The 14,772-nt window shown below is 55.7% G+C and carries 12 protein-coding genes; 7 read left to right on the top strand and 5 right to left on the bottom strand.

Annotated features, from left to right (window positions below; translation table 11 throughout):
- The first annotated feature begins 156 nt into the window (after nucleotides 1-156).
- On the top strand, nucleotides 157-861 hold the full coding sequence (gene aat / locus CWM52_RS18600; protein WP_100685492.1) for a leucyl/phenylalanyl-tRNA--protein transferase: 705 nt from the start codon (nucleotides 157-159) through the stop codon (nucleotides 859-861).
- Nucleotides 862-1,234: 373 nt separating this feature from the next.
- The gene (gene infA, locus CWM52_RS18595; RefSeq protein ID WP_002211347.1) at nucleotides 1,235-1,453 is read left to right on the top strand and encodes a translation initiation factor IF-1; all 219 of its coding nucleotides are present in this window, start codon (nucleotides 1,235-1,237) and stop codon (nucleotides 1,451-1,453) included.
- Between the two features lie 130 nt (nucleotides 1,454-1,583).
- Here infA and clpA read toward each other — a convergent pair whose 3' ends face one another.
- Nucleotides 1,584-3,863: an ATP-dependent Clp protease ATP-binding subunit ClpA gene (gene clpA / locus CWM52_RS18590; RefSeq protein ID WP_100685460.1), complete on the bottom strand. Its 2,280-nt coding sequence runs from the start codon at nucleotides 3,861-3,863 to the stop codon at nucleotides 1,584-1,586.
- Nucleotides 3,864-3,893: 30 nt separating this feature from the next.
- The gene (clpS, locus tag CWM52_RS18585; RefSeq protein WP_004860017.1) at nucleotides 3,894-4,211 is read right to left on the bottom strand and encodes an ATP-dependent Clp protease adapter ClpS; all 318 of its coding nucleotides are present in this window, start codon (nucleotides 4,209-4,211) and stop codon (nucleotides 3,894-3,896) included.
- A gap of 325 nt (nucleotides 4,212-4,536) precedes the next feature.
- On the opposite strand from clpS, the gene cspD reads away from it, so the two are divergent.
- Entirely contained in the window at nucleotides 4,537-4,758 is a 222-nt protein-coding gene (cspD, locus tag CWM52_RS18580; protein ID WP_004860015.1) for a cold shock-like protein CspD, read from the top strand.
- A gap of 68 nt (nucleotides 4,759-4,826) precedes the next feature.
- Here cspD and macB read toward each other — a convergent pair whose 3' ends face one another.
- The 3 genes from macB to CWM52_RS18565 form a co-directional block, all read right to left on the bottom strand.
- Nucleotides 4,827-6,773 (bottom strand): macrolide ABC transporter ATP-binding protein/permease MacB, encoded by a 1,947-nt coding sequence (gene macB, locus CWM52_RS18575; protein WP_100685459.1) that lies wholly within the window; start codon nucleotides 6,771-6,773, stop codon nucleotides 4,827-4,829.
- The gene (gene macA, locus CWM52_RS18570) at nucleotides 6,770-7,885 is read right to left on the bottom strand and encodes a macrolide transporter subunit MacA (RefSeq protein ID WP_100685458.1); all 1,116 of its coding nucleotides are present in this window, start codon (nucleotides 7,883-7,885) and stop codon (nucleotides 6,770-6,772) included. The genes macB and macA overlap by 4 nt, the downstream gene beginning before the upstream one ends.
- Before the next feature lie 101 nt (nucleotides 7,886-7,986).
- Nucleotides 7,987-9,645 carry an ATP-dependent endonuclease gene (locus CWM52_RS18565; RefSeq protein ID WP_100685457.1) on the bottom strand — a complete coding sequence of 553 codons (1,659 nt, stop codon included), beginning with the start codon at nucleotides 9,643-9,645 and terminating at the stop codon, nucleotides 7,987-7,989.
- 393 nt (nucleotides 9,646-10,038) lie between these two features.
- Between CWM52_RS18565 and aqpZ the strand changes: the two genes are divergently transcribed.
- From aqpZ to hcr, 4 genes are all read left to right on the top strand, one after another.
- Nucleotides 10,039-10,734 (top strand): aquaporin Z, encoded by a 696-nt coding sequence (gene aqpZ / locus CWM52_RS18560; protein WP_100685456.1) that lies wholly within the window; start codon nucleotides 10,039-10,041, stop codon nucleotides 10,732-10,734.
- Between the two features lie 143 nt (nucleotides 10,735-10,877).
- On the top strand, nucleotides 10,878-11,777 hold the full coding sequence (locus tag CWM52_RS18555) for a lysine exporter LysO family protein (protein ID WP_100685455.1): 900 nt from the start codon (nucleotides 10,878-10,880) through the stop codon (nucleotides 11,775-11,777).
- 197 nt (nucleotides 11,778-11,974) lie between these two features.
- Nucleotides 11,975-13,627, top strand: a complete 1,653-nt coding sequence (gene hcp / locus CWM52_RS18550) for a hydroxylamine reductase (RefSeq protein WP_100685454.1) — start codon at nucleotides 11,975-11,977, stop codon at nucleotides 13,625-13,627.
- 11 nt (nucleotides 13,628-13,638) lie between these two features.
- On the top strand, nucleotides 13,639-14,607 hold the full coding sequence (gene hcr / locus CWM52_RS18545; RefSeq protein ID WP_100685453.1) for an NADH oxidoreductase: 969 nt from the start codon (nucleotides 13,639-13,641) through the stop codon (nucleotides 14,605-14,607).
- Nucleotides 14,608-14,772: the final 165 nt, after the last annotated feature.

The following is a 14,772-nucleotide window of genomic DNA, read 5'->3' as shown; positions in this document are numbered from 1 at the left end:
CCGGCTGATTTACGCCGTTTTGCGTATATACTCAATGAGTTTCTGGCGTGCTGAAAAGAGCGGTCCGCTGCGCTGGCTTTGCCGGCATGGCGACGGACCGTGCGCTTGAAAATCGCGAATATATTGAACAATTGCCTGGTGCGTATTGAGGTTAAAATGCGTCTGGTTCAGCTCTCTCGTCAGTCCATTGCCTTCCCTTCCCCGGAGGGAGCGTTACGCGAACCCAATGGCCTGCTGGCGCTCGGCGGCGATCTCAGTCCGTCGCGTCTGCTTATGGCCTATCAGCACGGGATTTTCCCCTGGTTTTCTCCGGGCGATCCGATTTTATGGTGGTCCCCCGATCCGCGGGCGGTATTGTGGCCCGGGCAGTTCCATCTCAGCCGCAGCATGAAGCGTTTTCACCAGCGCTCGCCCTATCGCGTGACGCTAAACCACGCGTTTGGTCAGGTGATTGAAGGTTGCGCCGACAATCGTGATGAAGGGACATGGATCACCCCCGGCATCGTCAAGGCCTATCACCAGTTGCATGAGCTTGGCCATGCGCACTCGATTGAAGTGTGGCAAGGCGAGACGCTGGTGGGAGGCATGTACGGCGTGGCGCAAGGCGCGTTGTTTTGCGGCGAGTCGATGTTCAGCCGCGCGGAAAATGCGTCGAAAACGGCCTTGCTGATATTCTGCCAGGCATTTATCCGCGACGGCGGGAAATTAATAGATTGCCAGGTCCTGAATAAGCACACGGCTTCGCTGGGCGCCATCGAAATCCCCCGCCGCGATTATCTTGATGCGCTGTCGGTATTGCGCGCCCGTCGTCTGCCGGAAAGATTCTGGGTGCCCAGGGTGCTATTTACCGGCAATGTGTAAATGTTTTCAGCACATTTTTTATCGTGATGGTATAATTGCGCAGTAGAGTAGCTTCTGCCTGTTGCCCCGCCGCCGTTTGGGAATAATAAGAGTCAGATAACGCCCATCGTTCTGTCACTCCCCTTTACGTTTGCGCCTGTCATGCGGCTTATCCGTGTGAATTCCGGGCAATGCGCCAAACCTACTTCAATGAATAATTTTCGATGCGTCAGGTAGCACCGCAAAGCGCCTGGCTGCGTCAATAACTATGTAACCGAGCGAGCGAAGGCAGCCTGAAAGATAAAGTGCACAAACGTAAACCTTTACTTACGCGCTGAACTTCGGCATTATCTTGCCGGTTCAAAACTACGGTAGTGATACCCCAGAGGACTAGATGGCCAAAGAAGACAATATTGAAATGCAGGGCACCGTACTTGACACGTTGCCTAACACAATGTTCCGCGTAGAACTGGAAAACGGTCACGTGGTAACTGCGCATATTTCCGGTAAAATGCGTAAAAACTACATCCGCATTCTGACGGGCGACAAAGTGACTGTTGAGCTGACCCCGTACGACCTGAGCAAAGGCCGCATTGTCTTCCGTAGTCGCTGATAGTTTTCCGCCCTCGTGGCGTCAGATGCTGAAGGCCGGGATAATTCCCGGTCTTTTCATATCTGCAGCCGGTTAAAAACGGCGTAAAAAAACCGGCCCGCAGGCCGGTTTTTCCTCTCACAGAGCGGCATTAATGTGCCGTTTCTGGTTTGTGCTTCTGCGCGCTCTGGAAGTCATAGGTCAACGCGCCCTTCTCTTTATCCAGCGCAACGGTGACCTGCCCGCCGTCCACCAGGGAGCCGAACAGCAGTTCGTTAGCCAGCGGTTTCTTCAGGTTATCCTGAATTACGCGTGCCATCGGACGTGCGCCCATTGCCCGGTCGTAGCCTTTTTCTGCCAGCCAGTCACGCGCTTCCTGGCTGACTTCCAGCGAGACGCCTTTCTGATCCAGCTGAACCTGCAGCTCGACGATGAACTTATCCACTACCTGATGGATAACCGTGGTAGACAGATGATCGAACCAGATAATGTTGTCGAGGCGGTTGCGGAATTCCGGGGTAAAGATCTTCTTGATCTCATCCATCGCATCAGGGCTGTTGTCCTGCTGGATGAGACCAATCGATTTACGCTCGGTCTCACGCACGCCGGCGTTGGTCGTCATCACCAGCACCACGTTACGGAAGTCCGCCTTGCGACCGTTATTGTCGGTCAGCGTACCGTTGTCCATCACCTGCAGCAGCAGGTTAAAGACGTCCGGATGCGCTTTTTCGATCTCATCAAGCAGCAGTACCGCATGCGGATGTTTAATCACCGCATCGGTCAGCAGCCCGCCCTGATCGAAACCAACGTATCCCGGAGGCGCGCCAATTAAGCGGCTGACGGTATGACGTTCCATATATTCGGACATATCAAAACGCAGCAGCTCAATGCCCAGCGCTTTCGCCAGTTGCACGGTAACCTCGGTTTTCCCGACCCCGGTCGGCCCGGCAAAAAGGAAAGAACCTACGGGCTTGTGCTCGTGACCGAGGCCCGCGCGCGCCATCTTGATCGCTTCGGTTAACGCTTCGATCGCTTTACCCTGACCAAAGACCAGCATTTTCAGGCGATCGCCGAGATTTTTCAGCGTATCGCGATCGCTCTGCGAGACGCTCTTCTCAGGAATCCGGGCGATACGCGCCACCACGGACTCGATATCGGCGACATTGATGGTTTTCTTGCGTTTGCTGGCCGGCATCAACCGCGCCCGCGCCCCGGCTTCATCAATAACGTCAATGGCCTTATCCGGCAGATGGCGATCGTTAATGTATTTCACCGCCAGCTCCACCGCCGCACGCACCGCTTTCGCGGTATAACGCACATCGTGGTGCGCTTCGTACTTCGGCTTCAGGCCGTTGATGATCTGCACCGTCTCTTCGACGGAAGGTTCGGTAATGTCTATCTTCTGGAAGCGGCGAGCCAGCGCCCGGTCTTTCTCGAAGATGTTGCTGAATTCCTGATAGGTCGTGGAACCCATTACCCGAATCTTGCCGCTGGAGAGCAGCGGTTTAATCAGATTGGCGGCATCGACCTGGCCGCCTGACGCCGCGCCCGCACCGATAATGGTGTGGATTTCATCAATGAACAGAATGCTGTTGGTATCCTGCTCAAGCTGTTTCAGCAGCGCTTTGAAGCGTTTTTCAAAATCGCCGCGATATTTTGTGCCCGCCAGCAGGGAGCCAATATCCAGCGAGTAGATGGTGCAATCGGCCATGATTTCCGGCACGTCACCCTGAACGATTCGCCAGGCCAGACCTTCGGCAATCGCGGTTTTACCCACGCCGGACTCGCCCACCAGCAGCGGGTTATTTTTACGCCGACGGCACAGCACCTGAATCGCGCGCTCCAGCTCTTTTTCGCGGCCGATCAGCGGATCGATCCCGCCAACGCGAGCAAGCTGATTAAGATTGGTGGTGAAGTTTTCCATACGTTCCTCCCCGCCTGCTTGCTCTTCGTTGCTGGGCTGGCTTCCGCTGTTATCGGAAGACTGGCTCGGCTCGTCTTTGCGTGTACCGTGAGAGATGAAGTTGACGACGTCAAGACGGCTCACTTCATGTTTACGCAGCAGATAGGCCGCCTGTGATTCCTGCTCGCTGAAAATCGCGACCAGGACGTTAGCGCCGGTTACTTCGCTGCGGCCAGAGGATTGTACATGGAAGACGGCACGCTGCAGCACGCGCTGAAAACTCAGCGTAGGCTGGGTGTCACGCTCTTCTTCCGTGGCGGGCAGAACGGGTGTGGTCTGTTCGATGAAGGCTTCCAGTTCCTGACGCAGCGCCACCAGGTCCACGGAACACGCTTCAAGCGCCTCGCGGGCCGAGGGGTTGCTGAGCAGCGCCAGCAGCAAGTGCTCGACGGTCATGAACTCATGACGGTGCTCGCGCGCTCTGGCGAAAGCCATGTTTAAACTGAGTTCCAGTTCTTGATTGAGCATAGGCACCTCCCCCAATTTTCACGCCTGTCTTCAGGCTTTCTCTAGCGTACACAGCAATGGATGCTCGTTCTCCTTCGCGTATTCATTCACCATCGCGACTTTGGTCTCCGCCACTTCTGCGGTAAATACACCACAAATCGCTTTACCTTGATAGTGAACCGTCAGCATCAGTTGCGTTGCACGTTCTACATCATAAGAAAAGAATTTTTGTAACACGTCAATAACAAACTCCATTGGAGTGTAGTCATCATTGAGCAATATCACTTTATACATAGATGGTGGTTTAAGCTCATTACGAACTTCGTCTTCTACCAGCTGATCGAAGTCCAGCCAATCTCTCTTACTCATCGTCAGTATTCATCATCGGTTGCTGTTGCCAACAGGCGGCGGCCTGTCGATGACCAGAGGCTATGCACATCGCAAATCTACAATAGATCATAGATAACTATCATCTATTACTTCCATCCGCGATGTCTGTCACATTCCCCGGCAATAGCGTTAACTGCTTCAAATTTTGACGCATTTTTCGCCTCCTGCCATCGTCAATTGCTTGACGCATTTCCGTATTTCTCTAAATTGTACTGGCGAGAGTTGGCGAGCATTTGCACAACTCGTCACTCCACCACCGGTTCATTCCATCTTACCTATAAAGATTTACGAAGGATGTCGAAGTATGGAAATGGGTACTGTTAAGTGGTTCAACAATGCCAAAGGGTTCGGTTTTATTTGCCCTGAGGGCGGCGGCGAAGACATTTTCGCCCATTACTCCACCATCCAGATGGATGGTTACAGAACGCTAAAAGCCGGACAAGCCGTTCGGTTTGATGTTCACCAGGGGCCGAAAGGCAATCACGCCAGCGTGATTGTTCCTGTGGAAGCAGAAGCGGCTGCATAACTCTTTTGCTTCATTGTGTACATCCTGCCAGTAAAATGCCAGTCCTTCTGACTGGCATTTTTTTGTTTCTACTCGCGGGCCAGCGCATCCACCGGATCGAGACGCGCGGCGTTTCGCGCCGGCAGCCAACCAAACAGCACACCGGTTAGCGTCGAACACAAAAACGCCGTCAGCAGCGCCAGCGGAGAAAAACCTATCTCCCAGCCGGGTAAAAACAGCTGCAGAACCACCGCAATCATCAGCGATAACGTCACGCCCAGCGCGCCGCCGACCAGACAGACTAAAACAGCCTCTATCAGAAACTGCTGCAGCACGTCGCTGGCCCGCGCCCCGACCGCCATCCGAATCCCGATTTCACGCGTTCGTTCGGTCACCGACACCAGCATGATATTCATGACGCCGATTCCGCCCACCACCAGCGCAATCACCGCCACCAAAGTCAGAAACAGCTGTAGTGTATGTGTGGTCCGTTCCGCCGTTTTCAAGATGCTGTCCATATTCCAGGTAAAAACATCTTTTTTGCCATGGCGCAGCTCAAGCAAACGCAGCAGCTGCTGTTCGGCGGCGGCGCTGTCATACCCTTCCCGGACGCGAACGGTAATCGAATTAAGCCACGATTGCCCCATCACTCTTCCGGCCATGGTGGTGTAGGGCAGCCAGACGCGCAGGATTTTACTGCTGCCGAACATCGACTGCTTCTCATCGGCGACGCCGATGATGGTCGCCGGCATATTGCCGATGAGGATAATCTCCCCGACAACCCGCGTTTTGTGCGCAAACAGCTGGCGACGCGTGTTGCTATCCAGCACCACCACCTGCGCCCGGCTGTTGAGCTGCAGTTCATTAAACGTATTACCTTCGCTAAAGGTCATGCCGTAGACATTAAAATACTGCGGCCCGACCCCTTCCACGCTGGCGGCAACATCGACGTTATCCGCGCGCAGACGCAGGCTTTTTGACACCGCGGGCGTCGCCGAACGCACCCACGGCTGCTTCTGAATGGCCAGCAGATCGTCATATTTCAGCGCCTGCTGATAGCGGGGGTCATCATCGCCAAAATCTTTACCGGGATAAACATCGATGGTGTTGGTGCCAATCGCGCGAATATCCGCCAGCACCAGCTGTTTCGCCGCATCGCCGACCACCACGATCGACACCACCGAGGCGATGCCGATGATGATGCCGAGCATGGTCAACAGCGTGCGCATTTTATTGGCCGCCATCGCCCGCCACGCCATGACCAGCGCTTCACGAAAACCGCTGGTAAACTGGCGCCATGCGGAAGGCTCCTCCCCGGCCAACGGGCGGACGACCCCGCCGCCAGTCGGACTTTTCGCCGGCGGGTTACGCACAATTTCCCCATCGTGGATCTCAATGATCCGCTCGGCCTGTGCCGCCACCTGCGGATCATGAGTGACGATAATCACCGTGTGCCCCTGCGCTTTCAGCTGGTGCAGGATAGCCATCACCTCTTCACCCGAGCGGCTGTCCAGCGCCCCGGTCGGCTCATCGGCCAGAATCACCTCTCCGCCATTCATCAGCGCGCGAGCGATACTGACCCGCTGCTGCTGGCCGCCGGAGAGCTGCGAAGGTTGATATTCCGCCCTCTCTCCCAGACCAAGCCGCACCAGCAAATCATGCGCCCGGGCCAGGCGTGCTCGTCGCTCGCGCCCGGCATACACCGCCGGGACTTCGACGTTCTGCGCTGCCGTCAGGTGCGAGAGCAGATGGTAACGCTGGAAAATAAAGCCAAAATGTTCCCGCCGCAGGCGAGCCAGCGCATCACCGCTGAGTGAGAAGACATCGGTTCCGGCGACGCGGTAGCTGCCGCTGGTCGGTTTATCGAGACAGCCGAGAATGTTCATCAGCGTCGATTTTCCTGAACCCGATGCCCCGACAATCGCCACCATTTCACCGGCGGCAATGCTCAGCGTCACGCCCTTGAGCACCTCAACACTGCCGTCGCCGGAGAGGTAGCTGCGGCGGATATCACGCAGTTCGAGCAACGCCGTCATTTTGCCGTCCCGGTACGACTTTCGCCGACGATCACCTCATCGCCTTCATCCAGCCCTTTCACCACCGCCACATCGGTATCGTTGCGCGCGCCGATAGTCACTTCACGCTGTTTCACCTCGCCATTACGCAGCAGGCGGACGTGATAACGGTTATCGCCGATAGCATCGCCCAGCGCGCTGAGCGGGATGGTGATGACATTTTTGACTTCCGCCATCTGGATATGCACCTGGGCCGTCATTTCCAGACGCAGGATCCCCTGCGGATTCGGCACTTCAAAGCGGGCGTAATAAAAAATGGCGTCGTTGACTTTTTCCGGGGTGGGCAAAATATCCTTCAGGCTCCCCTCGTAGCGGGTCAGCGGGTCGCCGAGTACGGTAAACCAGGCTTTTTGCCCGGCACGAAGGTGAATCACGTCCGCCTCAGATACCTGAGCTTTGACCAGCATGGTACTGAGATCGGCGAGGGTCAGAATGTTGGGCGCCTGCTGGGCGGCTATCACCGTTTGCCCCTGCAACGTGGTGATTTGCGTCACTTCACCGGACATCGGCGCCACAATCCGCGTGTAGTCGAGGTTGGTTTTGGCGGTATCCAGCGTCGCCTGGTTACGCTTTATCTGCGCGTCAATGGTACCGATCTGCGCCTCTTTCACCGCCAAATCGGTCGTCGCCGTATCCAGATCCTGCCGGGAAATCAGCTGGCGCCGGGCCAGTTGCTGCTGGCGGGCGAGGGTGGCCGCGGCAAGCTGGCGTTCGGCACGCGCCTGATTCAACCGGGCGCGCAGTTCCATCAGCGTCGCGTCGACCTCTTTAATCTGGTTTTGCGCCTGCTCGGGGTCAATCACCCCCAGCAGCTGATCTTTCTGGACCTTGTCGCCGATATTGACGCGCAGCGTTTTTAACTGTCCGCTCACCTGCGCCCCGACATCGACTTTGCGCAGGGCGTCCAGTTTGCCAGTGGCCAGCACGCTCTGCTGTAAATCGCCTTTACGCACCACTAATGTCTGATACTGCGGCAGCGGCGCATTCAGTATCCGCCATCCCCAGAAGGCCAGCGCCAGAACCACGACGACCAGCAGCCACCAGACTTTCCTGCGTTTTCCATTGAGCTTCATAAAAGTTCCTGATGTTTTAACCCGCAGAGCCAGGTAGTGATTCTATCCGCAGAGGGTAAAAACATAACGCTAAATTTAAATCATTCTTATTGTCGCCACGTTTAATCTGCACGGCCGCGCGCCAGCCACAGCACGCGGGAGAACATTTTCTTCAACAGCGTCGGCACCGACTCCACGCCGCGGCGACCGGCCTCCATCGCCACCTCAATGGCCAGATCCGGTTTTGACGAGCGGTGAATCGCCTTGGTAATCACCCGTCGCATATTCATCGGCACATTTGCCGGTAACTGCGCCACCCGATGATAAACATCGTTAAAACCCTGGCGATACATAAAGTGTTCCATGTCCAGCGCCGGAAGCGTGGTCAGGTGATCGCGTTCAAGATCGCGGTCATCGTTGAGCAGGCTACGAACCGTCGCTGCATACTTTTTCCCCGCCTCATCGCCGTCGACCAGCACGTGCCATTGGATCCCCATCCGACGGGCAAATTTGATCAGCGGCTTCAGGCCCGACTGAGCAAACTCAATAACCTTAATCCCTTCAGCATCAAAATGGTGTCCGCACTGCCGGGCCAGTTCGTTAATCACCCAGGTCTCGGTCTCCCCTTCAACCAGCAGCCAGCAGCGGGCAAACAGTGAGGATGAACGGTTAAAGCGGATGTGAAAAGCGATGCGCCGGCTGTCTTCCGCATTCATTCCTCCCGGCCCAAGCCGCCAGGCCGACACGCGCGAGGATTCGCGTACCAGTCGGCAGACGTGCTCCACCGGCGTCAACGACAGGAGTTCGCTGGAGTTGGTGGTGGTGATGCGCTGCAGCGGCAGCAAATTCAGTAAATGCCAGGCAACCGACAGCATAATCGGATGCAGACGTGTTTCCGGGTCTTCAATCAGCAGCAGAGGCCGCGCGTCGCGGTCGAGCCGCACCGTCCCTTTTGCCTGAAGCAGGGTTGAAAACAGACCAAGCAGGATAACCCGATGGCTGCGGCCGCCGGGCTTATCAATCATCCGGTTGATAATATCCAGGTAACGCCAGCTGCGCTGTTCATCATGCGAATGACGACGCATCAGGCGGTGACGGGATTGCGCGCTACTCTGCTCGGCAAAATAGTGTTCCAGCAGTTGCACCATAGCCGACAGCCCCTGGCGTATCTGACTATCGGTTAAATTTTGCGGGTGATTCACCAGCTCGCGGGAGAGAAAATCCAGCTGGCGAGCGGTTATCTCAATCTGCGGCGAGTGCGGGACGGAATCATTATGAATTCGCCGCATAAAACGCGCATCGCGCAGGCGCAGAACCGGCATCAGGCGCACCAGGTGGCACACCATCTCGTCAATATCGTCCAGCGCCAGCGCCTCGCCTTTGCTGTTGATAAAGCTACGCAGCGTCATGACGCTGTTATCATCGGCCAGCTCGCCCTCCAGGCGATAAAAAATGCGCTGATAGCCATCCTCGCAGGGCACCCAGCAGTTACTCAACGGACGAAAACGACGTACCCGATGATGACCGGGTTCATTCTCGCGGAAGGTCAAAATGATATGCAGATGATGTTCACGTCCCTGGACATCGCCCGGCGGAAACCAGAAATCATCGCGGACGAAGTGATAGAGTTCGAACTCCGGCGAAAGCAGTAACGTCAGCGCATCCAGCAGGCTGGATTTACCCCATGCATTCTCGCCGATCAGAACGTTATTTTGCTCCAGCATCAACGATAAACGATTGATGCCGCGAAAACCGACGATTTCTACCCGCTCAAGATGCATATATCCTCCGCTCAGTAACCACTTTCTCCTTCAATAATCAGCAGTATAGCGATACATGCGTCAACATGACACTACCGGCCCACACGCGGCTCCGGGACGATGAATGATAATAATCAATTATAATTATTAATCATGTCATTTATTTAGAAAATAACTTATACGCAAACGTGGTTATCTTTATTATTTTTGCTCTACACTTTTCTACAATTGGTAATGGTGTAAGGATTAAAACACATTGCCCCAAATCAAATTATATCGAGTTATTTCGCTAGCCGCAGGATGACGAACACCCATAAAATAGCGTCGTTTTATTTTTATCATCATCCTTTACGTTGATAAATAAAGAACGGCATCAAAAAACATGCCCGTATACATTATTCTTTTGAGGTGGTTATGTTCAGAAAATTAGCAGCGGAATGTTTTGGTACATTCTGGCTTGTGTTTGGTGGCTGTGGTAGCGCAGTGCTCGCCGCTGCCTTCCCGGAGCTGGGAATTGGGTTTGCCGGGGTGGCTTTAGCCTTCGGTTTAACCGTATTAACCATGGCATTTGCCGTCGGTCATATTTCCGGCGGACACTTCAACCCGGCGGTCACTTTAGGTCTGTGGGCCGGCGGTCGTTTCCCGGCGAAGGACGTGATTGGCTATATTATCGCTCAGGTTGTGGGCGGTATTATTGCTGCCGCCGTTTTGTATGTGGTTGCCAGCGGTAAAGCCGGTTTTGATGCCGCGGCCAGCGGCTTTGCTTCCAACGGCTTCGGGGAACACTCGCCGGGCGGCTACTCCATGCTGTCCGCCATGGTGATTGAAATTGTCCTGACCTGCGGCTTCCTGCTGGTGATTCATGGCGCAACGGATAAAAACGCACCGGCCGGCTTTGCCCCGATTGCGATTGGCCTGGCGCTGACCTTAATCCACCTGATCAGCATTCCGGTTACCAATACCTCTGTTAACCCGGCGCGAAGCACCGCGGTGGCGATTTTCCAGGGCGGCTGGGCGCTGCAGCAGCTGTGGTTATTCTGGGTGATGCCGATTATCGGCGGTATCCTTGGCGGCGTGCTGTATCGCACGCTGCTGGAAAAACGCGATTAACCATTTATCGGGTTATCTGCTTTCACGCAAGGCCCGGCATTACCGCAATGCCGGGCCTTTCTTTTCAGGCACAGCTTTACTCGGTTCTCTGATTTGGGTAGTGTCAGTGGCGCTCAATTCATTCTGCAAGGACCAGATCGTTCATGTTTTCGGGATTATTAATCATTCTGCTGCCATTGATTGTCGGCTACCTTATTCCTCTGCGTCACCCTTCGGCACTAAAACTTATTGCGCGACTGTTGAGCTGGATTGTCTACGTCATCCTCTTTTTCATGGGGATTAGTCTCGCCTTCCTCGACAATTTATCCAGCAACCTGCTGTCCATTCTTCATTATGCGGCGGTCAGCGTAGTTGTTATTCTGCTGTGTAATATTGCCGCATTAATGTGGCTGGAGCAGAAAATGCCGTGGCGCCACCAGCACCGGCAGGAGAAATTACCTTCCCGCATCGCAATGGCGATGGAATCCCTGCAGCTGTGCGGCGTGGTGCTTATTGGTTTTCTGATTGGTCTGAGCGGTTTGTCATTTTTACAGCATGCCACCGAGGCGAGCGAATATACGCTTATCTTCCTGCTGTTCCTGATTGGTATTCAGCTGCGTAATAACGGAATGACCTTACGTCAAATTGTGCTTAATCGCCGCGGCATGATTGTGGCGGTGGTTGTCACCGTGAGTTCATTAGCCGGCGGCGTGATTAACGCCTTTATTCTCGACCTGCCGCTGAAGACCGGTCTGGCAATGGCCTCCGGCTTCGGCTGGTATTCGCTCTCCGGGATCCTGATGACCGAATCCTTTGGACCGGTCATCGGCAGCGCCGCATTCTTCAACGATCTTTCCCGCGAGCTGCTGGCCATCATGTTGATCCCCGGCCTGGTTCGCCGCAGCCGTTCCACGGCATTAGGGCTGTGCGGCGCCACCTCAATGGACTTTACCCTGCCGGTTTTACAGCGTTCCGGCGGCGTCGAGATTGTCCCTGCCGCCATCGTCCACGGTTTTGTGCTGAGCCTGCTGGTGCCGGTGCTGATCGCCCTCTTCACCGCCTGAAGCGCCTTCGCTCTGCCCCCGGCGACGGTATTCGCCGCCGTCGGGGAACAGATCGCTCCTCGTGGCGGTAGCCTGTCGCTACCAAATTTGCGCTAAATCAATCTCCCTTTAAATTGTATCAGAAATACCTTTTCTCCCTTCTTTTGCAGGCATAACCTTAAACATGTATATCAAATATAACTTTAAAAGGTGTGACCATGTTTTGTGTGCAATGTGAACAAACCATCCGTACCCCGGCAGGCAACGGCTGCTCTTACGCGCAGGGTATGTGCGGTAAAACGGCAGAAACCTCCGATCTCCAGGATCTGCTGATTGCTTCCCTACAAGGTCTGTCTGCCTGGGCGGTAAAAGCCCGGGAATATGGCATCATCGATCATGAGGTTGATAATTTTGCCCCGCGCGCATTTTTCTCTACGCTGACCAACGTTAACTTCGACTCCCCGCGGATTGTCGGCTACGCGCGTGAGGCTATTGCCATGCGCGAGGCGCTGAAAGCACGGTGCCTGAGCGTGGATGCGACCGCCAGCGTCGATAACCCGATGGCCGATCTGCAACTGGTGAGCGATGATCTCGGCGACCTGCAGCGTCAGGCGGCCGAATTTACCCCGAATAAAGATAAAGCGGCCATTGGCGAGAACATCCTCGGCCTGCGTCTGCTGTGTCTGTATGGTCTGAAAGGCGCAGCGGCCTATATGGAGCACGCACACGTTCTCGGTCAGTACGACAATGACATCTATGCGCAGTACCACAAAATCATGGCCTGGCTGGGTACCTGGCCCGCCGATTTGAACGCTCTGCTGGAGTGTTCAATGGAAATTGGCCAGATGAACTTCAACGTGATGAGCATTCTGGATGCCGGTGAAACGTCTAAATATGGTCACCCGACGCCAACTCAGGTCAACGTCAAAGCGAGCGAAGGCAAGTGCATCCTGATCTCCGGCCACGACCTGAAAGATCTGTACAACCTGCTGGAGCAGACCGAAGGCACCGGCGTTAACGTCTATACCCACGGTGAAATGCTGCCGGCGCACGGCTATCCGGAGCTGCGTAAATTCAAACACCTGATCGGTAACTACGGCAGCGGCTGGCAAAATCAGCAGGTAGAATTTGCCCGCTTCCCGGGGCCTGTGGTGATGACCTCGAACTGCATTATCGACCCGACCGTTGGCGCCTATGATGACCGTATCTGGACCCGCAGCATTGTCGGCTGGCCGGGCGTCAGTCACCTCGAAGGGGATGATTTTGCTCCGGTTATCGCTCAGGCGCAGCAGATGGCGGGCTTCCCGTACAGCGAAATTCCACATCTGATCACCGTCGGCTTCGGTCGCCAGACGCTGCTGGGCGCCGCGGATACCCTCATCGACCTGGTGAGCCGTGAAAAACTGCGCCATATCTTCCTGGTTGGCGGCTGCGACGGCGCGCGCGGCGAACGTAATTACTTCACCGATTTCGCCACCAGCGTGCCGGATGACTGCCTGATCCTGACCCTGGCCTGCGGTAAATACCGCTTTAACAAACTGGAGTTCGGCGATATCGAAGGTTTGCCGCGTCTGGTGGATGCAGGTCAGTGTAACGACGCCTACTCGGCGATTATTCTGGCGGTGACGCTGGCAGAGAAACTGGGCTGCGGCGTCAACGATCTGCCGCTCTCGCTGGTACTCTCCTGGTTTGAGCAAAAAGCGATCGTTATTCTGCTGACCCTGCTTTCGCTGGGGGTGAAGAATATCGTGACCGGCCCAACCGCTCCGGGCTTCTTCACGCCGGACCTGCTGGCGATTCTCAATGAGAAGTTCGGCTTGCGTTCAGTGACGACCGTAGAACAAGACATGCAGCAGCTGTTGAGCGCGTAAGGAGTAAGAGAATGACCATGCCAACCCATCAGTGCCCGTGGCGGATGCAGGTTCATCACATCCATCAGGAGACGCCGGATGTCTGGACAATTTCGCTGCTGTGTCACGACTATTATCCGTACCGCGCCGGGCAATATGCGCTGGTGAGCGTACGACATGCGGCGAAAACGCTGCGCGCCTATACCCTCTCCTCGACCCCGGGGGTCAGCGAATACATTACGCTGACCGTTCGCCGGATTGACGAGGGTGCCGGCTCACAGTGGCTGACCCGTGACCTCAAACGCGGAGATTATCTCTGGCTGTCCGACGCGATGGGTGAGTTCACCTGTGAAGATAAAGCCGATGATAAGTTCCTGATGCTGGCCGCCGGCTGCGGCGTCACGCCGATTATGTCGATGCGCCGCTGGTTGGCCAAATATCGTCCGCAGGCCGATGTGCAGGTGATTTACAATATTCGCTCGCCTCAGGAGGTGATTTTCGCCGATGAGTGGCGGCAGTATCCGGTGACGCTGGTGGCGGAAAACAACGCCGCCCACGGTTTTGTCGCCGGGCGTCTGACCACCGAGTTACTGAATAGCGTGCCGGATCTCGCGGCCCGGACGGTCATGACCTGCGGACCAGCGCCTTATATGGACTGGGTCGAACAGGAAGTCGCCGAGCTTGGCGTGACCCGCTTCTTTAAAGAGAAGTTCTTTACGCCGGTGGCACAAGCGGCCAGCGACGGACTGAAGTTCACCAAACTGCAGCCAGCGAAAGCGTTTTATGCGCCGGTCGGCACCACGCTGCTGGAAGCGCTGGAAAGCAACCAGGTGCCGGTGACCGTCGCCTGCCGCGCAGGCGTATGCGGCTGCTGCAAAACCAAAGTGGTTTCCGGCGATTACACGGTCAGCAGCACCATGACGCTGAGCGAGGCAGAAATCGCTGACGGCTACGTGCTGGCCTGCTCCTGCCATCCACAGGGCGATCTGGTTCTCGCCTGATCGTAGACGTGTCCGACCGGCGAGAACCGTTGTCATTTGTCGGTCGGATAAACTCCGTGCCAACCAACAAAAATGCCCGGTGGCGCTGACGCTTACCGGGCCTACGGGAATCGCTGTAGGCCGGATAAGCGCAGCGCCATCCGGCAATGCCTCACCGCCAGACCG

The organism is Raoultella sp. T31 (genome assembly GCF_002806725.1).
GTDB classification, from domain to species: Bacteria; Pseudomonadota; Gammaproteobacteria; order Enterobacterales; family Enterobacteriaceae; genus Klebsiella; species Klebsiella electrica.
The sequence above is the reverse complement of the archived record's forward strand: the minus strand, read 5'-3'. Positions and strand labels throughout refer to the sequence as shown.